A 23468-nucleotide genomic window follows, 5' to 3' on the forward strand; every position below is an offset into this window, starting at 1 on the left:
GGGAGAGGGTAAACTATATACTCCCCACTGGGGGAGGGATAGGGAGAGGGCACACGCTACGCCGAGGAAAGCGCCGACGCGGCAACGCCGCTCTCCGCCTGAAGGCGAATTCGCTTTTTAGTCTTCTTTGCTGGCTGCGATGATATACACCGGATTATGGGCCTCAAACATCTTGTACTCGGTAAGCCCCTTGGTCCTGGAGATGTTGACGCAGGTTATCTCCACGCTGTAGCCGTGGTCTTCAAGGAATTCCACCGCCTTGGTCAGGGTATCGAGGGTGACGGCATTGAGGACGATCTGGCCTTCCGGCTTGAGCCGCCGGTCCACCGCCTCGATGATATCTTCCAGCATGCCGCCGGAGCCGCCGATGAAAACCCGGTCCGGATCCGGAAGGTCCTCCAGCCCTTCGGGGGCAAAGGCCTCGATGAGTGTGACATTGCGGGCAACGAACTTTTTCAGGTTATCGCGGATGAAGGAGAGATACTGGGCATTTTTTTCCAGGGCGAAGATTTTGCCGTTGGGCATCAGGTTGGAGGCCTCGATGGAGACCGAGCCGCTGCCGGCGCCGATATCCCACATGACCAGGTCATCCTGCAGACGCAGCTTGGCCAGGGTCACCGCCCTCACTTCTTCCTTGGTGATGAGCTTTTTGGCCGTGGCGAATTCCTCATCCCTGATGCCGATGAGCGGGTAATGCTCCAGGGTCGGCTCCCAGGCTTGATGAGGATGAGGATGTTCAGCGGCGAACAGCTGATGTTGACCAGGCTTCTCACATCGGTTTTGGTGAATTTTTCCCCCGGCAGGCCCATATCCTCGCACAGCCACGCCTCAAAGCCTTCGGCGCCACGCGCCGCAAGTTCACGGGCAATGGCCGCGGGGGAATTGACGGCATCGGTCAGGACCGCCACCTTTTCCGAGGCAATGATGCGATCAATGGCACTCTTCAGCCTCTGCCATGAACGGAAATGAACACCGCATCATCCCACGGCTCCTTGATGCGGGCAAAGGCATACTGAACGCTGGTCACGTTGGGGAAGATCTCTATCCGCTCCTTGGGCAGGTTTCTCAGGATAAACCGGGCCACGCCAAAAAAGTTCGGATCCCCGGAACCCAGCACCACCGTCCGCTTTTCCGTGGTCTTCAGGTATTCGAGCATGATGGAAAGGTCTTCCAGCACCCGCTTTTCCCCTTTGAAGTCCGGAAAAATGTCCAGGAGCCGCTGATGGCCGATCAGGACTTCCGCCTTGTTGATAGTCTCCAGCGCCGTAGCCCCGAAACCTTCCCACCCTTCGATGCCTGCCCCGATCAGATATATCTTTTCCCTTTGAGGCATAGCCCCCCCTTGCTGACTTTCCTTCGTTAATCAGCCGAAATATAACACTTCCTGGCCATAGCCCGCCAGTAAAACCTTTATGTTCAAACCCGGAACCAGCCTTTCAGCAAAGTCCCTGACCCGGTCAACGACGACAGCAATGAGCACGGAATCGTGATGGGATTCCTCCAGCACTTGGCGGGCGGTGTTAGCCCGCTGGGCAAGCAGTACCAGCCCGAGGCCCGAGGTTCAGGGCCAAGCCATGAAACCAGCTGCTGCAGGTCAAGCTCCGAGGAGGAAACATGGGTCTGCTCGTGACCGCAGGCCACCTTGAGGAGTTTTGCGAACTGGCCGGCGATGACAATCTCTCTGACCCCCTTGGCAGCACAGGTCTTCAGTGCATAGCCCACGTGGTCCCCCATCATGATGAATGCTTCTTCTTGCGTCAGTTTTCCCAGCTGCAGGTGCCGTTCCGCGACCAGCTCGCTGGTACGCCCGGTGGAGAGGATCAGGGTTTTGCTGCCGCAGGCCAGGGCAACATCGATGGCGGCATCGATGGTATCGGTCCAGCCTTGGCCGATATGGGTTTGACGATGCCAGTGGTCCCCAGGATGGACAGGCCACCGATAATGCCCAGACGGGCATTTAGCGTCTTTTTCGCCAGTTCTTCGCCGTTGGGGATACTGACCGTTACCCTCATCAGGGAAGGAACGCAGCGGATGGCAAAAACTTCGTTGATGACGACCCGGATCATCTTTCGCGGCACCGGGTTGATGGCCCATTCCCCCACCGGTACCGCCAGTCCCGGCTTGGTTACCTTGCCGATGCCGGTCCCGCCGCAAATAGCAATCTCACCCCTGGTTCCCGGCGGCGCCGGCTCAATGGTGAGCGCAACGTTGATTTCGGCGCCGTTGGTGACGTCCGGATCGTCACCGGCATCTTTTACCACTGAGCAGGAGGCGAATTTATCACCAAGCTGCTGGTTCCGCAGGGTGAATGGCACCAGCTCCCCGCCGGGCAGGATAATCTCCACCCGGTCGATGATCTGCCCGTCACGCAGCATTTCCGCCGCACCTTTTGCCGCAGCAGCTGCACAGGCGCCTGTAGTATAGCCGGATCTGAGGAAGGCGCGCGTCATGATCAGAGTATCAACCCCCCTCTGCCATTATCAGCAAAGCGTTGACCACTGCCGCCGCCACATTGGACCCACCCTTGCGCCCCCGGTTGGTAATGAATGGAATTTCCGGGTAATCATCCTCCAGAGCAAGGAGAGCTTCCTTGCTTTCAGCGGCGCCGACGAAACCGACCGGCAGGCCGATGACCAGTGCCGGTTTGAAATTTTCTTCCCGCACCAGGCGCAGCAGTTCGAAAAGAGAGGTGGGGGCATTGCCGATGACGAAGATGCCGTTGGCGGATCGGCTGCCCCTTTGCCCATGGCAAGGATCGAACGGGTTACTCCCTCAGCCTGGGCCGCCCGCGCCACCTCGGCGGCGACAAAACAGGAGATCCTGTTGCCGAATCGCTCCCGCCTGGCCCGGTTTATGCCGGCAAGGGCCATGTTGGTATCGGTGACGATGCCGAGCCCGCGACGTAGCGCTGCAACGCCACGCACGACGGCTGCCGCCGAAAAGAACAGATTTTTGGAATATTCGAAGTCGGCACTGGTATGGATTGCCCGCCGCACCACCTGCCACTCCTCGAAGGACCAGGAATGGGGGCCGACCTCAGCCTCGATCAGGCGGAAAGATTCGGCTTCAATCTCTTCCGGACGCAGGTGGGTGGACATCAGTACCACCTCTGCTCGGTAAGGGATTGGGCGATGCGCTCGACGACTATCTCGGCCAGCTTGTGGTGAACGCCAGATGTTTGCCCATGGCCATTTCCACCTGGGGATGGCGCTGCCTGGCCTCTTCCAGTTCAGCCGGCAGGTCCTCCAGCACATGGGCTCCCATGTATAGGAAATAGGGAAGCAGCAGGATGCGCTCCGCCCCCCTGGCCACGCAGGCATCGATCCCTTTTTGGATGTTCGGGGCGTGCTGCTCGCGGAATGAGACCTCGACGATGTCGTAGCCGGTCATCTTTTTCACCATGCGGCTATTTCATGCACCGCCTGGTTGGCGTCGGGAATACGGCTCCCATGGGCCATGATCAAAATCGCTGTTTCCATAACTACTCCCGTATGCATTCCTGCTCATAGTCAAGCAGTATCTTTTCCACCTCACGCTTGAGCCTGCCTTCAACGGACCGACTGCCACCAGATTCAGGTTGCAGGGGGCAAACAGTGCTGCAGCAGCCGCCTTAAGCTGGTGAGCGTCGATAGCGGCAGCCTCGGCATGGTCCTCTTCAAGTTCCCGGACTATATCCATCAGCTCGCCCCACCCGTAGCGCACCTGCATCTCATAGGTGGAGTCGCGGCTGTATTCCAGATCGAAGAAGTATCCATCCTTGACCCGCGCCAATTCCTCATCCCCAACGGCTTCCACAGCAAGCCTTCTCACCTGGTTGAGAATTTCCCTTACCGCCAGCGGCAGGTTCTCCGGTGCCGTCGCCAGTTCGATGCCGAAAGAGCCCGTTTCATCATAGGCCGATATGGAGGCATCCACCGAGTAGACTATACCCAATTTCTCCCGCAAAAGCAGGTGCAACCTGGAGCTCCCGCCGCCGCAGAGAATCCGGCGAATCAGCCTGGTGGTCATGATGCGCTGGTCGGGGCGGGCAAAGCCGCGGAAAGCGATCTGCAGGTTGACCTGGCTGTCCGCGTCCCGGACGAACAGGGACTGCGGCCGGTGCTGGTCCCCAGTGGCCTGCAACAAGGCAGGGAGCGGCTGGCCGCTCCAGTCGGCAAAAGCGTCTTCACATGCTGAAAAAATACGCTCTGCCTTGATATCCCCGGCCACTACCACCACACTGTTGGACGGCACATAGAAAGATGCCAGATGGCGACGCAGGTCCTGTTCGGTAATGGCATTGATGGTTTCCAGATAGCCGATGGTCGGCATTCCCAAGGGATGACCGGGCCACATCATTTTGCTCGACAGGTTGCTGGGATTGGTCTCTTCGCCGCGGTCGTTGATATCTTCCAACGCTTCCTCGGTGATGATGCGCTTTTCCACATCGAGCCCCGTCAACGTGGACCGGAGCAGCATGGAGGCGAACAGTTGCAGCCCCTTCTCCACATGCCGGGGATGGACCCGTGAAAAATAGCAGGTGCTCTCCTCATCGGTTGCGGCATTGACGGAACCACCGATGGCATCGAAGGCCACCTCCAGATCTATGCCGGCAGGATAGTCCTCATTACCGCGAAAAAGCATGTGTTCGAGAAAATGTGACAGCCCTGCCTGTTGCTGCGGATCATTACGTCCACCAACCCTGATATATACGGCTATCTCCACACTATGCAGGTGTGGCATTTCCACCGCCACGACCCGCAAGCCGTTGGCCAGCACTTTTTTGCGACGGGTTATCATGTAACCTCCAAAATCAGGCATTTAACCCGTTATTATCTTTGAACCCTGCAACGTCAGCCATGCCACTGCCACGTATCGGCAAAGCTTGCCGAGGAAAACCAGCCCGGAAAATCTGACGAAGCCGATCCTTAAGAGCCCGCCTGCAAGACAAAGGGGGTCGCCGATTACCGGCAGCCAGGAAAAAAGCAGCGACCATGAACCATAGCGACGGTAGAATTCCTTTGCCCGCGCCTCTGACTGTTCATTAATCCGCAACACCCTGCGGATAAGCCACGGTCCCCCATAAATGCCGAGCCAATAGGTGGTGCAGGCGCCCAGCAGGTTGCCTGTGGTGGCCACCGCCACTGTAGCTACCGGATCATGTTGATTGACGAGCATTATCGCCAGCAGCCATTCGGAACCCAGCGGAACCAGAGTTGAGGCAAGGAAACTGAGGAGGAAAAGGGCTGGATAACCATGGCTGAGGAGTATGTCTTGCACCCCGCCAAAGTAGCGGAAAGGGGGCTGATTGTCAAAGAGTTTGGCCTTATCTGACTCGGCTCATGAGAGGAAAAGGAAGCTTCAGCAAAACCGGCTCTCCCTTTATGAGTATATTTTCCGCAGTTGTATAAAAAAGGCCCCCTGCAGCACAGGGGGCCTCAGATTGCTGACAAAGTCACAATATATAAGGCAATACCGCCGTTACTGGATTTCCAGCTCCGCTTTCTCGACAATTACCACGTACTTGTAGCCGCCGCCGAAGTCCTTGTCACCGTAGAGTACGCCTTTGGCGGTGACGACCTCCCCGATGACCGGCATGGCCTGGGACGTGACAACCAGATTATGGGTGCCTTTCTTCGGATCGCCACTGCCATCCTGGAGATGGATCCAGTTCTTGCCCATGATGTTGGCAGAGACCCTCACCACCTTCCCTCTGACGACAATGTTCTTTTTGTTCAGCTTGCCCTTCAGCTTGTAAAGCTCAGCGACTGTGTAAGCATTGGCACCCGTCGCCTTCTTCACCTTTATCTTGCCTTCGGCAACGGCGATTGCCCCCTTGCTGCCCGGTGATTTTTTTGTCCCCTTTTTCGCATTTTTCCCCTCCTCGACGATTCCTTCCGAGAAGATGATCCTGTCGAAGGTGCGATTCAAGGATTTGCTGGGCAGATTGACCATCTCCATGCCCGGCTTGAAGGTCAACTGGGCACCCAGTTCGACACTGGTCTGGGGGATCGCCAGCCAGATCTTGTTGCCGTCAGCCTGTTTCACGAGGATATAGGTGTACCCTCCGCCGTTCATGGTTTGCATGACTTTTCCCGACACCTGAACTTGCTTGGGCTGTTCGGCCTCTTTGGGCTTTTCAGCTCCGGGACGGGCCGATGAAATGACAGGATGAACCGGCTTCTGCCCCTCATCTGCCTGCCCTGCAAGTGGAAGAAGCGAAATCAGGACGGCGGCGGCAAGAATCAATGGCTGTTTCATGAATCTCTCCTTGTTGGTTGGAATACTTCCCACAGAATGTCCAACTATAACATGGCAATTGTTGAAGGTGCAGCAAAAATAAGTAGCTGCACCTGTCAGCTCGTCGTGTCGCTATTTTTTCACCTATACAATAAAAAATCTTGACATGACGGAAAAGATTCAGCGATTATAGCAACCATGCTCACGACCAGTTATTTTTCCTTTTTCAGCTTTTATTTTTGGTGCGGCTTTTTCTTTAGGCCGTCTGCCCAGGGTAGAGGTTCGAATTAGGCGAGAGCAGTAAACTTTACTAATAAAAACCGAAAGCCGAGGGTGGACAGGAATCCGACCCCCGGCTTTTTCATTTGCAGTACAATTTTCAAGGCCGGGGGCGATCCTCCGGCCTTTTTGTTTTCGGGAAAAAGGAGAGGAAGAATGATCATTGTCATGAAATCCGGAGCAGTTAAAAAGGACAGAGAAGAAGTGTTGAAGCGGGTCAGGGAGCTGGGATACCAGCCCCATGTCATCCATGGTGCGACCCGCGATGTAATTGGCGCAGTTGGCGACGAAAGGGGGAAAACAGTGCTTCAGTCTATCGAGTCCATGCACGGGGTGGAAAGCGTGGTACCCATCCTGCAGCCATACAAGCTTGCTTCAAAGGAAGTTAAAAAAGAAACCAGCATCATTCCCATTACTGATACTCTCAGCATCGGCGGCAAGGAAATAGTGGTCATGGCCGGCCCCTGTTCCGTCGAAAGCGAGGAACAGATTATCTCTTCAGCCTGGCAGTGAAGGAAGCCGGTGCCCACGTGCTGCGCGGCGGCGCCTTCAAGCCCCGCACCTCCCCCTATTCCTTTCAGGGCCTTGAAGAGGAAGGACTGAAACTCCTGCAAAGGCCCGCGACCTGACCGGACTGCCGATCGTTACCGAAGTGGTTAATCCTGAGACTGCGACCTCGTCGCTGAATATTCGGATATTCTGCAGATCGGCGCCCGCAACGCCCAGAACTTCGCCCTGCTGAAGAAGGTCGGCCAGCTCTCCAGGCCAGTGCTTCTCAAACGGGGCATGTCCATGACCATCCAGGAGTTCCTCATGAGTGCCGAGTACATCCTCAGCGAAGGGAACCAGAAGGTTATCCTCTGCGAGCGCGGCATCCGCACCTTCGAAACTGCGACCCGCAATACTCTGGACCTGTCGGCTATTCCGGTCCTCAAAGAAAAAACCCATCTGCCGGTTATTGTCGATCCTTCCCACGGCACCGGCCACTACCAGTATGTGGCCCCCATGGCCTATGCCGCTGTGGCCTCCGGTGCAGATGCTGATCATAGAAGTGCACCCTGACCCGGAGCGTGCTTCGTCCGATGGTCCCCAATCCCTGAAGCCGAAAAAGTTCGCCAGGATGATGGCCCAGCTGAAACTTTTTGCCGAAGCTGCAGATAGACGGCTTTAAAAAACGGTCGGCAGTCGGTGGTCGGTGGAGCTCTTTTCTCGCCTGACCGCCGTCTTCCGTCTTCCGTCCGCCGACTGTTTTTTCCCCTTGCCCTGTGCCTCTCGTTCTTCTATTATTGGCGAAATTTTACCTGAGGAGGTGCCCATGCGGCCGTTCATCCTTATGCTCACTGTGATACTCTCACTTGCCTGCTTCAGTCCCGCCCCGGCAAAGACACCCTATCTCTCTGCCGAGGAATTGCAGGCCGAGGCGCAAAAAGGCTTCGGCGAAATCCTTGATCTTTGGCGCGATGGGCGCTATGACCAGCTTTTCGACCGAACCGTTGCCGGCAAGGGAAGCAAGGAACAATTTGTTCGCAAACTCGCCACAGCCGCCAAAAAACCTGCCTGTTGCTGGGAAAAGATGCAGGAGGTAAAGGTATCGGTAAAAAATGATTATACCGTGACCCTGAGAGCAAAGGTAGGCATGGAAGGGGAAGCGGCAGGCACCGACCATGTAACGAGATCCTTCAAGCTGCAAAAGGAAGAGGGGGTCTGGTGCATTTCCCAGGCCGACATCTTCTCCCTGGCGGGTGAAGGCAGAAAAACGAGCAAAAAAAGGACTGCCAAGAACAACTGATTATTTACCGGCGGTGGGAAGGCTGATGAAGAAGGTGCCCACCGTGCCTGCCTCGCTGGACAACCAGCCGCTCGCTACCGTGTAAAAGGTTATAAGATTTCCCTTTCATTACAAGGCATGCACTGGCTCATTCAACTTGACGCATTTCCCCCCTTCGGGTAGTCTAACCGGATGTCTTTTGTAGAAAAAACAAGAAAAAAGCCTGAATTACTCTCCCCCGCCGGCTCACTGGAAGCCTTTTTCGCCGCCATGGAAAAGGGGGCCGATGCCGTTTATGCCGGGCTGCAAGATTTTTCCGCCCGGGCCAAAGCGAAGAATTTTTCCCTTTCCCAGATGGAGCGCATGCTTGCCTATGCCCACAGCATGGGACGCAGAGTTTATGTCACCATCAACACCCTGGTCAAGGAATCAGAGCTGCCGCGCCTGGTGGAGGTGCTTGCCTCCCTGGAAGAAATGCGGGTCGACGGGGTCATCCTGCAGGATATGGCCACGGCCCGCCTGATCAGAAATTTCTTCCCCGGCATTCCGCTTCATGCCTCCACCCAGATGACCATTCACAATTCCCTGGGGGTGAAGCAGCTGGAAAAACTCGGTTTCCAGCGGGTGGTGCTGGCCCGTGAGCTGCACCTGGACGAGATCAGGGCCATCGCCGACTCTACCACCGCAGAAATTGAATGCTTCATCCACGGCGCCCTCTGTTTTTCCTTCTCCGGGCAATGCTACTTCTCTTCGTTTCTCGGCGGCCACAGCGGCAACCGGGGACGTTGCGCCCAGCCTTGCCGCCGTCAGTATACCTACCGCGGCAAGGAAGGTTATTATTTCTCCACCAACGATTTCTCCAGCATCGATTTGATCCCCCAGCTCATGGACGCAGGCGTCTCCTCCCTGAAGATCGAAGGCAGGATGAAATCCGCCGAATACGTGGCCAGTGTCGTCGGCGCTTACCGGCAGGTTCTGGATGCCCCTGAACGGAAACGAGCCGAGGCGGTGGCCGCGGCCAAGGAACTCCTGAAGCTCTCTTTCGGCCGGGTGCCGACCAAGGGCTTTCTCGCCTCCCACCAGCCGACCGATATTGCCACCCCTTCCCTGAAAGGCGCTACCGGCCGGTTCCTCGGCGCCATCAAATCCATTCAGGGTAACCGCATCACCTTTGAAACAAAGGACAAGCTGCACGTGGGGGACCGCATCCGGGTGCAACCCAAAAGCGATATGGCTGGCCGCGCCTTTACCATCAAAGAACTTTACCTTGGCAAGCAGCAGGTCAAACAGCTTCATGAAAAAGCCCTGGTTTCCACGCCATCGCCATTTCCCTTTAAGATCGGGGACACAGTGTTCAAGGTCTCGTCGGAAACGGCCTTCACCATGAGCGAAAGCGCCTGCCTGAAAAAGCTGGATGCCGTCAAGGGGGACAAGCTGCCCTGCAAACTGCAACTGGCGATGGTCGACCAAAATTTGCGCATTGAGGCCATGGTGGCGGGAAAGAATGAATGCCTGGAATTCCATCTGGGACAACTGGAAGAGGCACGCACCACCGACATGGAGGCCGTGCTTACTGCCCAGTTCAACAAGACAGGTGATACTGCCTTCACCCTCGCCTCGTTGGCCGCACCCGGATTCCCGGCCGTGCTCATCCCTCCGGTCAAGCTAAAAGAAATTCGCCGTGAATTCTACCGCCGGCTCGAAGAAAAGGTGACGGGGGAGTTGAAGGAGCATACCCGCGGTCACCGGAAAGCGGCCCTTCAGGCCCTGGTCGCAGGAAGGCTGCCAAAGAAGCAACTCGGGAGGAACTCACTGTCCGCCTTGAGCATATCCGTGACTACCATCTGCTCCACCAGAACGGAATCGACTCCCTGATCCTGCCGGTGTCCAAGGCTAACATGCATCAGGTGTCCCTGTTTGTCCGCAAACTTAAGGCGCGGGAACAGCAGGTAATCTGGCAGCTTCCCTTTATCATTTTCGAAGCGGATATACTTTTTTCGTGAAGCAGTCACCACCTTGACAAGCCTCGGTTTCCGCCGCTTCGAGGCAACGAACCTGTCTCATTTCGAGCTGCTTTCAGGCCACGCGGTGGAGATTTCCACCGATTACCGGCTTTTCTCCCTTAACAGCCAGGCGCTGCTGGCGTGGCAGGAATTGGGCGCCACCGCGGCAACACTCTATATCGAGGACGATGCGGAAAATATGGCGGAGCTATTGGCTGCCGATGTGTCAATCAAAAGGCGTGTCATCGCCTATTGCGGCGTCCCTGCCATCACCTCCAAAATCCGCATCAAGGATGTGCGCAGCGATGTACCGGTGGTTTCCGACCGCAATGACGGCTACATGGTGACAAACAGGGATGGTCTTACAGTAGTTACGCCAAATGTCATGTTTTCCCTGACCGCATTCAAGGGAAAACTAAAGGAGATGGGTTGCAGCTCCTTCATTCTCGACCTTTCCCAGATCTCTTCCGCCGACTATGGCAGGATCATCAATGCCTTCGACAGGGGAGTGGAACTGAACGGAACGTCCGATTTCAACTTCAACCGCGGCCTTGTCTGACATCTTTATAAGACTCCACAACAGAGGTATAAAATGAGCATCTTCGACATGTTGAAAAATCCGGCCCTGCTTGATCTGATCAAGGATCAGCAGCTGAAAGAGATCGTAACCCGCAGGGAAGTGCGGGTGAGCCAGGACTACTTTCATCGGGAGTTGATCGCCCGGGCAATGGACGAGGAAATCCACGAGTTGTCCATGAAATTTTATGATGGCTATGGGGAGATCAGCGGCAAGGTGAAGAAGAAGCTGATTCCGTTCAGCATTCCATTTTCTGCGCGATTTGGCGTGGAACGGATATTCTTTACGCCAAAGGAGAAGATGATCTTTCTCAAGATTGAAGAGGTAAAACCTGTTGATGTGGATTTTGTCACGAGGAAGGTCGTGGGAAAAATTCCATTTCTTTCCTACAGCGAGGGCACCATCTCCTGCGATTTGACCCAGGTGCCCGAACTGCAGAAATTTCTTGCTTATAACATCAATGGGATCAAGGTCTGTGACTTTCTCACCATTAAGGAGTTGCTTTTCAGGGAGGGTGAAATGATCGGCCGTCTGGGATTATGCCTGTGAGTGATTATCTGGTGAGGATTATCAGCAAAAACGGCAAGGTGCGGGCGCTTGCCTGCCTCACCACCGAGCTGGTCAACGAGCTTTGCCGCCGGCACGATACCTGGCCGACAGCCTCCGCTGCCTTGGGGCGGGCCCTGACCGGTGGAGCACTTTTCGGTGCGCTGCTGAAGACGGGTCAACGGGTGGCACTCAAGTTCGAAGGCAATGGACCGCTGCAGAAGATCCTGGTCGAAGGGGACAGTAACGGTGCCGTTCGTGGCTGTGTAGGCGCTCCCCATGTGCATCTGCCGGAAAAAAACGGTAAGCTGGATGTGGCCGGAGCCTTGGGTCGTGCTGGATTTCTAACTGTCACTAAGGACCTTAGTCTCAAGGAGCCCTATCGTGGCACCGTCCAGCTTTTCTCCAGCGAAATTGCCGAAGATCTGGCACTCTATCTGACCGAATCGGAGCAGATACCCTCGGCAGTCGGACTGGGTGTCTACGTGGAACCAGACAACAGTGTGGCTGCGGCCGGAGGATTTCTCATCCAGGCACTTCCACCGGCCGATGATGTTGCAGTCGATACCCTGATGGAGCGCATAGCCAAACTGCCCCCCATAAGCGAGCTGCTGCGCAACGGCAGCAAGCCGGAAGAACTGCTGGCCTTGCTTTTTGCAGATATTCCCTACGACATTCTGGAGAGGCGTGCCCTGGCCTTCGACTGCTCCTGCAGCCGGCAAAAAATTGAACGGGTGCTGTTCTCCCTTGGTCGGGAGGAGCTATCAGACATGCTTGAAAAACAGGAACAGGTAACGGTGAATTGTGAATTTTGCCGCGAGAGCTATATCTTTGATCGGAAGGCTCTGGAGCTTCTGCTGCAGGAATTGACCGATACCGCATCATCAAAATAAAAGGCCTGCCGGGTAAATCGACAGGCCTGCCTGTGTGAAAAGCGAAAGCAACTTTACCTGGCCGAGGCAATCAGCTGTCGTGCCCTGTCCTCCTGATTGGGGAACAGGTCAGCCGGTACGTTTTCCCTGCCCAAGGCCTTGCACACCAGATATCTGGCACAGCCGCTGCTGTCTTCCCTGCAATACCTCATCTTGATGACACTGGCAGTCGATGGCATGTTACCCATCTTGTCGTTGAAGAAAACGCATTTTTCCAACAACTCACAATTTTCCATCATTCTCCCCCACCGTAGGCGATTTTTTCAGGTGCTTATGTAATTATTGCCACCCAAATAATGTGAAATTATATACTTTTTAATTTATTTTTTTCAAGCTTTTAAATTTTCGCCTCCGGCAAATCTCGTAAATTCACCCTCTTCCTGCCATCCATGGCCCCCCGGCCTGTTTCTGTTGATAAACATCCGCACCGCAAGGTAGACGACCGGGAAGATACCGCCAACAATGAAGATTGCATCGCCGGGAAAGCGAAGCCATTCAAAGACCCTGACCAATGGCTGCTGAAAAAACTCTGGAGCTCTGGCGTGCCAATAGGAGTAGGTGAGGGCATCATTCAGCTGGAGCACGCCAACTGGGAAGAGGTTGATGAAGAGCATCCAGCAAGCCCGATGTTCATACTCCAGAAAGAGGATCTCATTGCCAGCATGCCGTAAACACCCATCAGCGCCCCATGCCCGTGATTGGCCGTCCATTGGGTACCGATTTCGTAATAGCTGACGATGGGCAGGTTGATGAGGAAACCGAAGACTCCGGCCCCCAGGAAGTTCCAGAAGCCGACTGCAATGAGGAACATGACCGCCCATTTGTGTGGAAATTGGCTGCTGGGGGTTGCAAACATGGACTTCTCGCCCCCCGCGACCCCCAGCTGCATGAAGCGCCAGGCCTCGTAGGTCAGGAGTACCAGCGGAATGACCTCCATGGCCGAGAAAAATGCGCCCAGCGCCATGTGTATTGCCGGTGCACCGCTGAAATAGAGATGATGCATGGTGCCGATGACACCGCCAATTGAATAGAGGATGATATCCATATAGATGATGATATTCGCCACCCTGGCCCGCACCACCCCCAGCAGGACAAAAATATAGGCGACCATGATGGTGGTGAACAGTTCGAGAAAATCCTCCACCCACAGATGCACTACCCAGAAGCGCCAGAAGTCGATGACGGCAAAATTGCTGCTCTTGCCGAAAGCCATCCCTACCGCATAGAAGAGCGGGATGGAAAGGGCACTGTAGAGAAAGAGCCAGGGCATGTTGCAGGATGCTCCTCCTGGAGCGTATCCTTGAGTCCGCGCACCAGGATCACCAGCCAGAGAAACATGCCCAGGGTCAGCAGCATCTGCCACAACCGCCCCAGGTCCAGATATTCCCATCCTTGTGACCCTATCCAGAACCAGGGGCCGGCCAGACCTATGTAGTCCTTGATGCTGGCGGCTTCACCAGCCAGGCTGCCGACAACTACCACAACCAGTGCCCCAAAGAGCACCAGTGCAAGTTTGTCCTGGTGCCTTGGCTCGTGGCGGGCGATCATCGGCGCGAGAAAGATACCCATGGCCAAAAAACTGGAGGCAACGAAAAAGAGGGCCAGTTGCACGTGCCACATGCGTGACAGGTTATAGGGAAGCCATTGGTCGAGCTTCAGGCCGAAAAAGCCTTCCGGTTCCACATGATAGTGGGCATTGACGCCACCGAGCAGCCCCTGGCAAAGAAACAGGCCGGCCACAACAAGGAAATACCACGCGGTCGCCCTTTGCGCCGGTGTCAGCCTGACTTGGTCCGGCAGTATAAAACGGCGCTCCGGCAACTGCTCTTCATCACCATGCCAACCCAGCCACTTGTAACGGCCGAAAAGAAACAGAACTACTCCAGTGCCCCCAAGAAGCGCGGCCAGGCTGAGAACGCTCCAGAGAAGGGCTTGGGCCGTTGGTTCGTTACCGGCAAGGGAGTCGCCGGCCAGTTGTTGGTATAGGAATATGGGGCGTCGGGGCGTGTTGCAGCACTCGTCCATGCCGCCCAGGAAAAGAAGGCTGTCAGCTTCCTGATTTCTCCCTCGTTGGTGATGGACGGCCGGCGCAAACCTGTGTTGTTGCCGGTAGTAATTAACCAGTCACGGTAGAAATCCACCATGGTTCCGAAGGCTTGGTCCTGCCCCTTGGTATATTTCAAAGTTCCTGTGTTCGGATCGTAGAGGTTCGCCTTCAGCTCCCGCCGTATCCGCTCCCTGGCCTCAGCATCGGAAAGCTCCTGACCGCGATAGAAGGAGAGCATTCCCGTACTTTGGTAATGGAGATATTGGGCAGTGAAATCGGGGCCAGGTAAGCGCCATGGCCATAAATAGTGCCGTATTGCATGAGACCGTATTTCTGGAATATCTGTTGACCGCTAATGATGTCTTCACCGGTAAACAGGATGCTTCCATCGGCAGTCAGCACCTGACGCGGGATTGGTGGGTGGTCGGTACTGACGCGCAAGGCAAGGTAGCCAAGCACGGCAAAGCCGAGAAGAAAGGTGATTATGGCTGTTTGAAGCCATAGGGGGGACAGCAGCATCTTCCTGTCTGAGATTTTCATGTTCACCCCCTGCGGGGAGTCAACCACATGAAACAATATTAATCACATGCTCAGGGATGTCAATTGCGGCCCCCATGGGTCGCTTGCCAGCGCACCAGTGCCAGCGGGGGGATAGGCAAGGATTTTCGCACCATCGGATCTGTCATGCATTCCTGCCTTTGCCACCGGTTAGCCTCCTTTGCTGCGAAAACAGAAAAGGCGGGGTTTACCCGCCTTGCCTGCAGAAGTTTCTCAGTTTTTCAAGCGAAGATTGTATTAATCCTTGCCTTTGTGTTTTCTTTTACCTTCTTTTTCCTTAAAGTGACCCTTATGTTTTCCATGGCCCTTTTTCTCTTTGATTATGATGGTCTCCTTCTCAATCACTCTCACCTGAGGGGCCGGAATACGGGGAGCGGGCACGCCCACATTAACGCTGACATCCACGCCGGCAAAGGCAATACCTGTCATCAACAGCAGTGCAGCAGCACCATACCTGTTTTTCTTAGCATAGTCTTCTCCTTTACTTTGTCTATGCCCTGCATAGACAGGACTGTTCGTTCCTTATTGCTGCGAAAGACGGTGTACGCATTCCACCATGTGGATGGCATTCTCCGGCGGTACCGTCGGTAAAATTCCATGTCCCAGATTGAAGATATGGCCGGGGCGTCCGCCGTTCTCATCCAGCACCCGTTTAACCTCTTTTTCGATGACATCTTTAGGCGCAAACAGCACGGTGGGATCCAGGTTGCCCTGGACGGCCATGCTACCGAGAATGTCGCGGGCTTTTCCCAGATTTGTGTGCCAGTCGAGGCCCATCACATCCCCCCCCGCCTTTTTGACGGTGTCGAGCATGGTGCCGGCTCCCTTGACAAAGTGGATAACCGGAACGTTTTGCCGGTTGAGGCCGTTGATCAGCTTGGTGGTGTAGGGAAGAACGAATTTTTCGTAGTCGGATGGGGACAGAACGCCTCCCCAGGTATCGAAAATCTGGATGGCTTGGGCACCGGCCTTGATCTGGGCATTGAGGTACTCCATGTCCATCATGGTCACTTTTTCCATGAGAGCCGCATAGACCTCAGGGGCAGCATACATCATCCGCTTGATGGTGGCCCAATCCTTGGAGCCTTTGCCTTCCACCATATAGCAGGCGAGGGTAAAGGGAGCGCCACCGAAGCCGATCAGAGGCACCTTGTTGGCCAGCTCGCGGCGAAGGATCTTGATTGTTTCCAGCACGTAGGGAACATCCTGCTCCATCTGGGGGATACGCAGCTTTTCCACGTCGGCCATTGTCCTGATCGGGTGTTCGAACACCGGGCCAGGGACAAAATCCAGGGCCATGCCCATGGGCTCCACCGGGGTAAGGATATCGGAAAAGAGGATCGCAGCATCGACACCGAGAATATCCACCGGCTGGATGGTCACTTCAGCGGCCAGTTCCGGAGTCTTACACAGTTCCAAAAAGGTGCACTTGCTGCGCACCCGCATGTAATCGGGCAGGTAACGGCCCGCCTGGCGCATAAGCCACACCGGTGTCCGGTCGACAGGCTTGCCCCAGCAGGCATCCAAAAAACGTGTATTCATTGATAACCCCTCCTTTTAATTATACAAAACGTTTTTCACCACTAAGACACGAAGATCACGAAGAAAAACAGAAGCGCAAGAATGGTGCGGCACGAATGACTCTCTTAGTGTCCTTCGTGCCTTCGTGGTGAGATTATTTTTTTTCGGACTGCTTCTGAATCCTGATCGGCACGTAATTGCAGAACGGCTCTTCTGCCATGTAATCCCCATACACCGCATCCGCCCTGGCCCGGCACCCGCCGCAGACGTTCAGATACTCGCACTGGCCACATTTGCCCTTGTACGCCTTGAAATTACGCAGCTTCTTGAAGATCTCCGAGTTCTCCCAGATTTCACGGAATGGCGTTTCTTTCACGTTGCCGGCGGTGCGGTGGAAGTAGGAACAGGGCTTGACGTTGCCGAAGCAGTCGATGAGGCAGATGGTCTGGGCGGCGATGCATCCCTTGCCGCCGCCGGTAGAGAAAGTCAGGCTGCGCCGCTCGAATTTGGATCCTTCGGCCTTGGCCTTTTGGGGGACAATGCGATAGTAATGGGGAGCGCAGGTGGGACGCATGAGGATGTCATCCTCCATCTTCTCCTGCTGGTAGTGCCAGTCCAGGATCTCTTCGTAGTCTTCCTTGGAAATCAGCTCATTCATGATTTCCTCGCCGCGACCGGTGGGAACGATCATGAACATGTACCAGGCAGTGGCGCCGAGGGACTTGGCTACCTTGAAAGTATTTGCGATATCATTCTGGTTGCGCTTGGTGAAGGAGGAATTGATGAGGAACTTTTGCCCATGCTTGCGAAACAGCTCTGCCGCCCTGACGACACCGTCAAAGGCGCCGGGGCACTGGCGGAAGTTGTCGTGTACCGCTGCGGTTGAGCCGTCCAGGGAAAGGGAGACCATCTTGATGTCCGCCTCTTTCATCTTCTGACAGACTTCATCGGTCACCAGGGCGCCATTGGTCGCCATGCACATGCGCAGGCCCAGGGAGGTGCCATACCCAGCCAGCTCGAAAATGTCCTGGCGCATCAAAGGTTCGCCGCCGGAAAGAACAACAACCGGCTTGGAAAAGTCTGCTATTTCCTTTAACAGCTTCTTTCCTTCGTCGGTGGTGAAATCTCCTTCCGACGAGGTAAGATCAGACGAGCAGCGGCAATGTACGCATTTAAGGTTGCATTTCTGGGTTGTTTCCCAGGCAATCCATTTAGGGATGAATTCTTCAGCCATACGATCTCCTGGGGAGGTTCGAGGTCGAGCCTCTGCGATAGCGAACAAGTGAATTTACTATGAAAGTCGGCTAAAACTCAAGAAGATTCGCCTTATTCGGACATCTTGCGGTTGAAGGTGACGGCTGCCACGGCAAAGGTGACAGCAGCGCTGGCTACCAATACGATGATGTACTGCCAGTCCAGGGCGCCGTGCAGCAGAGCCTGCCTTGCTCCTTCGAAGATGGCGGTGGTGGGCAGAATTCTGATCAGGGGCTGGATAGTTGCAGGATAGGAAGAAAGAGGAAAAAAGATGCCGGCCATGAAAATGAGCGGCACGATAATGACCGACTCTACCCGGCCGATGTTCTCCGGTTTATCGATAGTCGTCCCACAAACGGTGCCGAGACAGGAAAAAATCATGGAGCCCAGGACTATATAGACAAGATAGGCGACGAGATTGGAATAGTCCATGCGGAAGGGGGTAAGGAGAAAGATGACCACGGCCACGGCCATTCCTTTGATCGCCCCCTGGCAGAACCCTGAAAAAATCTTGCCGACGACGATGTCGTAGACGGTGATCGGCGTCACCCGGTATTCTTCAATGGTGTGCTGAACCCGCCGGTGGAACCACATGCTCCAGGCGCTTTCGGTAAAGGCGGCATTGACGGCGGTCATTGAGATCAGCCCGGTGCAATGAAGAGGGGGTAGGGGATGCCTTCCACATCGGCAATATAGCCCTTCAGGCCGAAGCCGAAGGCCAGGTAGAGGGTAAGGGGATAGGCTGTAACCGCCAGCAGCTCGGAGAAGATGCTCCGGCGCATTACCAGCATGTCGCGCCTCCAGATTGTCAGGCCACCTCTGAACATCAACTCCCTCCGTCTACTCTCTTATGGTACGCCCTGTCAGCTCCAGAAAGACATCCTCAAGAGTCGGCTCCTGAAGGCAAATCTTGCGCACATCGTTGCTGCCCAGGCAGTCCATCAATGGCTTGAGGCTCTCTTCGCCGGCCAGGACCAGGCGAAAAATATTGCCGTTACGCTCCAGGGAATCGACGAAAGACAGGCTGTGCAGGATCTCTTCGTAACGGTCGCTATGATTGCGAAACTCCACCTCGTAGATATGGGCACGGGAAAGGGCTTCTTTGAGGGCAGAGGCAGTGCCGTCAACCAGTGCCTTGCCGTGGTCCATGATCATGATCCGGTCGCAGAAGGTATCTGCCTCGTCCATGTAATGGGTGGTAAGGAAGATGGTCATGCGGCTGCGCAAGGTCTGGATGTAATCCCAGAGGACCCGCCGTGACTGGGGGTCGAGGCCGGTGGTCGGTTCATCCAGGAACAGCACCTGCGGTTCGTGAACCAGCGCCCTGGCCACCACCAGGCGCCGCTGCATGCCGCCGGAAAAAGTGTCGGGAAAGTCATTCTGCCGGTTGGCCAGACCGATCAGGTCCAGCAGGCGATCAATGCGCTGATTGTACAGGTGTGGAGACATTCCATGCATCCGGGCATGAAACACCAGGTTTTCCCTGGCGGTAAGATACCGGTCCAGGTTGTTTTCCTGGGGCACGACGCCGATCAGGCGGCGGACCTGCTTGCTCTGGGTCAAAACGCTGTAGCCTTCGATGAAGGCGTCGCCACTGGTCGGACGCATGAGTGTGGTCAGGATCTTGATCAGCGTCGTTTTGCCGGCACCGTTGGGCCCAAGCAGGGCAAAAATCATCCCCCGCTCCACCTCAAGGGAAAAATTACCCACGGCGGTAAATGAGCCATAGGCCTTCGACGCCGATTTGATGGAAACTGCCGGATTTGTCATAGGCAATCACTGTCCATTGGAAAGAGCAGGGTAAAAACGCTGCCGCTGGCATCCTTTCTCTGGCTGACCCAGACCAGTCCACCATGGGCATCCATAACGCCGCGGACGATGGATAGGCCGAGCCCGGTCCCTTTTGACATGAAATCGGAAGTACCGGAGGAATGGTAGGCAATATCCCCGACACCGTAGAATTTTTCGAAGATTCTTACCTGTTCTTCAGCAGGGATGCCGATGCCGTTATCGGTAACATTGAGACGGTAAAAGCAGCTGCCGCTAAGATTCTTGGGAAAATTCCGATAGAATGGGCCGATAGTCCTGGATTGAGAGACAATATCCTTTTTTCCCAACACCTCTCCCCGAATCTGAACCTCACCCCCATCAGGAGTAAATTTTATCGCATTTTCCAGAAGGTTTCTAATGGCCAGACTGGCAAGGCTCTCATCAACCGGCACTTCATCTTCAGCGCCGGCGAAATCGATGGTGATTTTTCTCCCGGTCAGGGGAAGGCAGAAGTTTCCATATACCTCTTTGCAGAGCACAAGCAGTCGGAGCGGCTTTTTATGGGGAATGATCTCCTTCGCCTCAATTCTCGAGATGGAGAGAAGGTTTTCCACCAGGCATTTCAGCTGACCTATTCCCTCATAAACAGAAATAAGGATGTTCTCCTGCTCCGGGGTCATCTGCAGGCCGCCGTATTTGAGAAGGAACTGTACCCCTCCCATTATGGAGGTGATGGGCGTTTTCAGCTCATGGGAGGCCATGCCGATGAAATTGTTTTTGGCCACGTTGAGGCGATCAAGCTCTATGTTTGCCCGCTTGACCTCAAGCAGATTCTCCTTGAGCGCCTTGCGGCTCCTTTGCAGCTCCGTGGCCTTTTCCCGCATCTGATCATAGAGGGTGTAGTTTTCTATGAGAACCGCCAGCTGGTTTGCAATCAGGGTCAGCAGAAATACTTCACGGTCGGAGTAACTTTTCTTGGCGCTGGAAGCAACCATCATAACCCCGATTACTTCGCTTCCTATCCTGAGAGGAATGGTACACCAGGCGGTAATGCCCACTCGGGTTATGGCCTGGGCCACATTTGCCGGAAGAAGTCTCGCCGGAGTTCTGGCCTTGGCCAGCTTGCCTTTCAGCATGCTTTTAACCCAGGGGAGATCCACATGGAGGCTCTTCAACCCCTTTTCCAGATCCTGATCCAGCCCCAGGGAGGCCGTCAGTTTCAATTCCTTTTGCCGCAGGGTGTGGATGCAGGAAAACTCGATGCGGAGCATATTATGCATTTGAAAAAGAAGTTCCTCCATGATCTTTTCCAGGCTCTGCTTGGTATTAAGCCGAAAAGCAATGGCATAAAGAGTCAGCAGCTCCCGGTCGATGACCCTTTTTTCCTCCTCCATCTTTTTTCGTTTGGTGATGTCCCTGATGATGAAAACGATACTGACCGGCTCATTCTCCACATTCATTGGATAGCTGGCGACGCTGAACCAGCCGTTAAGCAGGGGAAAAACAAGATCCTCTTCAGCCGCTGCATGAAATTTATGGGGAAAGAGAAAGGCCTTGGATGAAATGTTTTCCTCACCATAAAAGAGCCTGCCGATATTCCGTCCGAGAATGTCAGCATAAGAACAGCAGAAGTAGGTGATGACCCGCCTGTTACAGCGGGTTATCCGCCCCACGGTGTCGGTGATGATAATAAGGTCGGAAACCGAATCGAAAACCGCCTCCCACTGCATCTTCCCCCGTCGGATGTCTTCCTGTGCCGACCTATGCTTCTGCCGGTCGGCTGCCTCCCTGAGTTCACGGTCAACAGCGGGCATAAGCCGGGAAAGGTTGTCCTTCATCAGGTAATCGTGGGCTCCCGATTTCATGGCTGCAATTGCCAGATCCTCGCCGATTTTACCGGAAACGATAATGAAGGGTAGGTCCAGATTGCTTCCATGAAGGACTTTCAGGGCTTCAAGGGCATCGAACTGGGGCATGTTGTAATCGGAGATCACCAGATCCCATTTTTGTTCGGCAAGAGCGCGGCCCATATCTGCCGCAGTCTCCACCCTTTGCCAGACAGGCTCAAAGCCTCCATCTTTCAGCACCCTGAGCAAGAGCAGCACATCTTCTTCCGAGTCCTCCACCAAAAGAATTCTCAATGGTCGCTTCATTCTCCCACCCCGGACAGCGTGAAATAAAAAGTTGCTCCCGCCTCTGGCGCACTTTCAGCCAGATCCTTCCACCGTGCCTGCCGACGATCCTTTTCACTGTGGCCAGCCCGATCCCGGTTCCCTCGAATTCTTCAGTTCTGTGCAATCTCTGAAAAGGAGCGAACAGCTTGTCCGCATACTTCATATCGAAACCTGCCCCATTGTCCCTGACATAATAGATTGCCACCCCCCTGTCCATATAGCTACCGAATTCAATGATGGCCTCCTCGTTTCTTGCCGTGTATTTCCAGGCATTGCCGAGGAGGTTCTCCATGACAACCCTGAGCAACCTTGCATCACCATCGGCCATGACATCTTCGGCTATTTCCCACTTCACCTTGCGCTCTGGCTGGGATTGCCCGAGTTCAAGCAGAACCAGGTGCGCCATTCTGCTCAAATTCGTCGCCTGGCAATTCAGCTCTGACCGGGTGACCCGCGACAGCTCCAGCAGATCGTCGATAAGCTGCGACATGCGCTGACTGGCTCGTTTCAGGCGCAGCAGATGGCTTTGCCCTTCTTCATCTAGCTGTTTCCCGTAGTCTTCCAGGAGCAGCTGGCTGAAACCTTCTATATGGCGTAGGGGTGCCCTGAGATCGTGGGAGACCGAATAACTGAAGGATTCAAGCTCGCTGTTGGCCTCTTCCAGCTGAGCAGTGCGTTCCATAACCCGTTTTTCAAGCTCCGCATTCAGGCTGCGGTAGCGCTCTTCCGAGGCCAGCAAGGCTTCCGCTGCTATCTTTTGTGTGGTGATGTCAAACATGACGCCACGCAGCTTCGCCGCATGGCCTTTTTCGGTGCTGACGGTGACGATGTCGCGCAACCAGACGTAATCACCGTTGGCGGCAAGGAATCTATAGACCAGTTCGTGGTTCTTGCCCTGATCCGAGGCTTCGAGGCAGAGGCGAACCGTTCGGTCACGGTCTGCATGATGAAGATGATCCTGCCAGAAGGAACTGCTCTTCAGCCACTCTTCTGCCGGATAGCCGAGCAGTTCTTCCGCCCTTTTGCTGACAAAAGTGAAGCAGAAGGTTTTGTAATCAAGTTCCCAGACGATGCCGTCTATGGAGTCGACCAGCTCCACATAGAGTTGCTTCGAGGCCTGCGAAGCCTCTTCCGCCTTTCTGCGTTCGGTGATGTCGGCCAGTATGGCCATAATGCCGGTAATGGCTCCGTCTGCGTCACGAATCGGAGCTGTGGAAAGGCTCACATCCAGCAGTTCCCCGTTTTTCTTCTTCCGGCGTACCTGAATGTCGTTGGATACTTCCCCCTGCAGGGTCTTCTCCAAGAAGTGTCTTTGCTCTTCCAGGCTCCAATCTGGAAGAAGAGGGTAGGGGCTCCCCTTGATTTCCTCGGCTGTCCAACCAAAGAGCGATTGTGCAGCTTTGTTCCACTGGGTTACCCTGCCGCACGGGTCCAGAGCGACTATGGCCAGCGGTGAAGTATGAAACAGTGTCCTTAATCTCTGGTTTGCACCGTGCAGTTCCGCTTCCGTTTTTTGTTGTGCGGCGATCTGGCGCCGCAATTCCTCCTCTGTCCTGGCCAGCTCTCGGTTACGCTCCCTGACTGCAGTTTCAGACCGAATAAGGAGGAGCATATGGCGCCTGACCAGAAAATAAAGCATCAACCCGGTGGCGGCCACAAAAAACCATCCCTTGGAAATCGAAACGAGCTTGATGGTACGAACATCTTGCACCAGGTAGGCAAGCAGTTCATCGGAAAAGAGGATCCAGACTGCTCCCACCAGGATGTAGATAACGGTGATCTTCAGCGAGATTTTGAATGCCCGTTCCATAAGCCTCTCG

The 23468-nt window shown here is 54.9% G+C and carries 20 protein-coding genes and 6 pseudogenes; 6 read left to right on the plus strand and 20 right to left on the minus strand.

Annotated features, from left to right (window positions below; translation table 11 throughout):
• Nucleotides 1–117: 117 nt before the first annotated feature.
• The 7 genes and pseudogenes from cbiE to JCM15764_RS11600 form a co-directional block, all read right to left on the minus strand.
• A pseudogene (cbiE, locus tag JCM15764_RS11570) lies at nucleotides 118–1333 on the minus strand (precorrin-6y C5,15-methyltransferase (decarboxylating) subunit CbiE).
• Nucleotides 1334–1363: 30 nt separating this feature from the next.
• Nucleotides 1364–2450, minus strand: a pseudogene (locus JCM15764_RS11575) (cobalt-precorrin-5B (C(1))-methyltransferase).
• Nucleotides 2451–2460: 10 nt separating this feature from the next.
• Nucleotides 2461–3098, minus strand: a pseudogene (locus JCM15764_RS23210) (precorrin-8X methylmutase).
• 46 nt (nucleotides 3099–3144) lie between these two features.
• A complete protein-coding gene (locus JCM15764_RS11585; protein ID WP_279384404.1) occupies nucleotides 3145–3402 on the minus strand; it encodes a sirohydrochlorin chelatase in 258 nt (85 codons plus the stop codon).
• A gap of 79 nt (nucleotides 3403–3481) precedes the next feature.
• Nucleotides 3482–4779: pseudogene (locus JCM15764_RS11590) on the minus strand (M16 family metallopeptidase).
• 21 nt (nucleotides 4780–4800) lie between these two features.
• On the minus strand, nucleotides 4801–5259 hold the full coding sequence (locus JCM15764_RS11595; RefSeq protein WP_054695838.1) for a YqaA family protein: 459 nt from the start codon (nucleotides 5257–5259) through the stop codon (nucleotides 4801–4803).
• 201 nt (nucleotides 5260–5460) lie between these two features.
• Nucleotides 5461–6240 (minus strand): hypothetical protein, encoded by a 780-nt coding sequence (locus JCM15764_RS11600; RefSeq protein WP_054695841.1) that lies wholly within the window; start codon nucleotides 6238–6240, stop codon nucleotides 5461–5463.
• Nucleotides 6241–6654: 414 nt separating this feature from the next.
• Between JCM15764_RS11600 and aroF the strand changes: the two are divergent.
• The 6 genes and pseudogenes from aroF to hslO all read left to right on the plus strand — a co-directional run bounded on the left by aroF (nucleotide 6655) and on the right by hslO (nucleotide 12285).
• Nucleotides 6655–7669 (plus strand): annotated as a pseudogene (gene aroF, locus JCM15764_RS11605) (3-deoxy-7-phosphoheptulonate synthase).
• Nucleotides 7670–7813: 144 nt separating this feature from the next.
• Nucleotides 7814–8287, plus strand: coding sequence for a hypothetical protein (locus tag JCM15764_RS11610; protein ID WP_054695845.1), 474 nt, complete (start codon nucleotides 7814–7816; stop codon nucleotides 8285–8287).
• A gap of 171 nt (nucleotides 8288–8458) precedes the next feature.
• On the plus strand, nucleotides 8459–10141 hold the full coding sequence (locus JCM15764_RS11615) for a peptidase U32 family protein (protein ID WP_243688828.1): 1683 nt from the start codon (nucleotides 8459–8461) through the stop codon (nucleotides 10139–10141).
• Between the two features lie 141 nt (nucleotides 10142–10282).
• Complete coding sequence (locus tag JCM15764_RS29720; RefSeq protein ID WP_243688829.1) at nucleotides 10283–10828, plus strand: hypothetical protein; 546 nt, start codon at nucleotides 10283–10285, stop codon at nucleotides 10826–10828.
• A gap of 33 nt (nucleotides 10829–10861) precedes the next feature.
• Nucleotides 10862–11395, plus strand: coding sequence for a hypothetical protein (locus tag JCM15764_RS11620; protein WP_054695848.1), 534 nt, complete (start codon nucleotides 10862–10864; stop codon nucleotides 11393–11395).
• Entirely contained in the window at nucleotides 11386–12285 is a 900-nt protein-coding gene (gene hslO / locus JCM15764_RS11625; RefSeq protein WP_054695851.1) for an Hsp33 family molecular chaperone HslO, read from the plus strand. The genes JCM15764_RS11620 and hslO overlap by 10 nt, the downstream gene beginning before the upstream one ends.
• A gap of 53 nt (nucleotides 12286–12338) precedes the next feature.
• Here hslO and JCM15764_RS11630 read toward each other — a convergent pair whose 3' ends face one another.
• The 13 genes and pseudogenes from JCM15764_RS11630 to JCM15764_RS11670 all read right to left on the minus strand — a co-directional run bounded on the left by JCM15764_RS11630 (nucleotide 12339) and on the right by JCM15764_RS11670 (nucleotide 23458).
• Nucleotides 12339–12563, minus strand: coding sequence for a hypothetical protein (locus JCM15764_RS11630; RefSeq protein ID WP_230198996.1), 225 nt, complete (start codon nucleotides 12561–12563; stop codon nucleotides 12339–12341).
• 90 nt (nucleotides 12564–12653) lie between these two features.
• Nucleotides 12654–12908, minus strand: a complete 255-nt coding sequence (locus JCM15764_RS23220) for a hypothetical protein (RefSeq protein WP_243688830.1) — start codon at nucleotides 12906–12908, stop codon at nucleotides 12654–12656.
• Nucleotides 12896–13594 (minus strand): cbb3-type cytochrome c oxidase subunit I, encoded by a 699-nt coding sequence (locus JCM15764_RS26660; protein WP_279384406.1) that lies wholly within the window; start codon nucleotides 13592–13594, stop codon nucleotides 12896–12898. Before JCM15764_RS26660 ends, JCM15764_RS23220 begins: the two co-directional genes overlap by 13 nt.
• Nucleotides 13540–14145: a cbb3-type cytochrome c oxidase subunit I gene (locus tag JCM15764_RS26665; protein ID WP_279384407.1), complete on the minus strand. Its 606-nt coding sequence runs from the start codon at nucleotides 14143–14145 to the stop codon at nucleotides 13540–13542. The genes JCM15764_RS26660 and JCM15764_RS26665 overlap by 55 nt, the downstream gene beginning before the upstream one ends.
• Nucleotides 14146–14201: 56 nt before the next feature.
• Nucleotides 14202–14911 (minus strand): annotated as a pseudogene (locus tag JCM15764_RS29725) (hypothetical protein).
• A gap of 255 nt (nucleotides 14912–15166) precedes the next feature.
• The gene (locus JCM15764_RS11640; protein ID WP_054695854.1) at nucleotides 15167–15358 is read right to left on the minus strand and encodes a hypothetical protein; all 192 of its coding nucleotides are present in this window, start codon (nucleotides 15356–15358) and stop codon (nucleotides 15167–15169) included.
• A 93-nt stretch (nucleotides 15359–15451) separates the two neighbouring features.
• Nucleotides 15452–16471, minus strand: coding sequence for a uroporphyrinogen decarboxylase (gene hemE / locus JCM15764_RS11645; RefSeq protein ID WP_054695856.1), 1020 nt, complete (start codon nucleotides 16469–16471; stop codon nucleotides 15452–15454).
• Between the two features lie 133 nt (nucleotides 16472–16604).
• Nucleotides 16605–17684, minus strand: a complete 1080-nt coding sequence (locus tag JCM15764_RS11650; RefSeq protein WP_054695859.1) for a radical SAM/SPASM domain-containing protein — start codon at nucleotides 17682–17684, stop codon at nucleotides 16605–16607.
• 92 nt (nucleotides 17685–17776) lie between these two features.
• Entirely contained in the window at nucleotides 17777–18340 is a 564-nt protein-coding gene (locus JCM15764_RS11655; protein WP_243688833.1) for an ABC transporter permease, read from the minus strand.
• A 5-nt stretch (nucleotides 18341–18345) separates the two neighbouring features.
• Nucleotides 18346–18531, minus strand: a complete 186-nt coding sequence (locus JCM15764_RS29730; RefSeq protein ID WP_243688834.1) for a hypothetical protein — start codon at nucleotides 18529–18531, stop codon at nucleotides 18346–18348.
• A 13-nt stretch (nucleotides 18532–18544) separates the two neighbouring features.
• On the minus strand, nucleotides 18545–19474 hold the full coding sequence (locus JCM15764_RS11660; RefSeq protein ID WP_054695862.1) for an ABC transporter ATP-binding protein: 930 nt from the start codon (nucleotides 19472–19474) through the stop codon (nucleotides 18545–18547).
• Entirely contained in the window at nucleotides 19471–21627 is a 2157-nt protein-coding gene (locus JCM15764_RS11665) for a hybrid sensor histidine kinase/response regulator (RefSeq protein WP_054695866.1), read from the minus strand. The genes JCM15764_RS11660 and JCM15764_RS11665 overlap by 4 nt, the downstream gene beginning before the upstream one ends.
• A complete protein-coding gene (locus JCM15764_RS11670; RefSeq protein WP_243688835.1) occupies nucleotides 21539–23458 on the minus strand; it encodes a sensor histidine kinase in 1920 nt (639 codons plus the stop codon). The genes JCM15764_RS11665 and JCM15764_RS11670 overlap by 89 nt, the downstream gene beginning before the upstream one ends.
• Nucleotides 23459–23468: the final 10 nt, after the last annotated feature.

It is taken from the genome of Geotalea toluenoxydans JCM 15764, from assembly GCF_001311985.1.
GTDB lineage: Bacteria > Desulfobacterota > Desulfuromonadia > Geobacterales > Geobacteraceae > Geotalea > Geotalea toluenoxydans.

Coding starts and splice junctions, on each gene's coding strand:
- JCM15764_RS11610 (WP_054695845.1), top strand. CDS start 7,814: ATGCGGCCGTTCATCCTTATGCTCACTGTGATACTCTCACTTGCCTGC.
- JCM15764_RS11615 (WP_243688828.1), top strand. CDS start 8,459: ATGTCTTTTGTAGAAAAAACAAGAAAAAAGCCTGAATTACTCTCCCCC.
- hslO (WP_054695851.1), top strand. CDS start 11,386: ATGCCTGTGAGTGATTATCTGGTGAGGATTATCAGCAAAAACGGCAAG.
- JCM15764_RS11640 (WP_054695854.1), bottom strand. CDS start 15,358: ATGACAGGTATTGCCTTTGCCGGCGTGGATGTCAGCGTTAATGTGGGC.
- JCM15764_RS11655 (WP_243688833.1), bottom strand. CDS start 18,340: ATGACCGCCGTCAATGCCGCCTTTACCGAAAGCGCCTGGAGCATGTGG.
- JCM15764_RS11650 (WP_054695859.1), bottom strand. CDS start 17,684: ATGGCTGAAGAATTCATCCCTAAATGGATTGCCTGGGAAACAACCCAG.
- JCM15764_RS11585 (WP_279384404.1), bottom strand. CDS start 3,402: ATGGTGAAAAAGATGACCGGCTACGACATCGTCGAGGTCTCATTCCGC.
- hemE (WP_054695856.1), bottom strand. CDS start 16,471: ATGAATACACGTTTTTTGGATGCCTGCTGGGGCAAGCCTGTCGACCGG.
- JCM15764_RS11630 (WP_230198996.1), bottom strand. CDS start 12,563: ATGATGGAAAATTGTGAGTTGTTGGAAAAATGCGTTTTCTTCAACGAC.
- JCM15764_RS11660 (WP_054695862.1), bottom strand. CDS start 19,474: ATGACAAATCCGGCAGTTTCCATCAAATCGGCGTCGAAGGCCTATGGC.
- JCM15764_RS26660 (WP_279384406.1), bottom strand. CDS start 13,594: ATGCCCTGGCTCTTTCTCTACAGTGCCCTTTCCATCCCGCTCTTCTAT.
- JCM15764_RS11665 (WP_054695866.1), bottom strand. CDS start 21,627: ATGAAGCGACCATTGAGAATTCTTTTGGTGGAGGACTCGGAAGAAGAT.
- JCM15764_RS11600 (WP_054695841.1), bottom strand. CDS start 6,240: ATGAAACAGCCATTGATTCTTGCCGCCGCCGTCCTGATTTCGCTTCTT.
- JCM15764_RS11620 (WP_054695848.1), top strand. CDS start 10,862: ATGAGCATCTTCGACATGTTGAAAAATCCGGCCCTGCTTGATCTGATC.
- JCM15764_RS29730 (WP_243688834.1), bottom strand. CDS start 18,531: ATGTTCAGAGGTGGCCTGACAATCTGGAGGCGCGACATGCTGGTAATG.
- JCM15764_RS11670 (WP_243688835.1), bottom strand. CDS start 23,458: ATGGAACGGGCATTCAAAATCTCGCTGAAGATCACCGTTATCTACATC.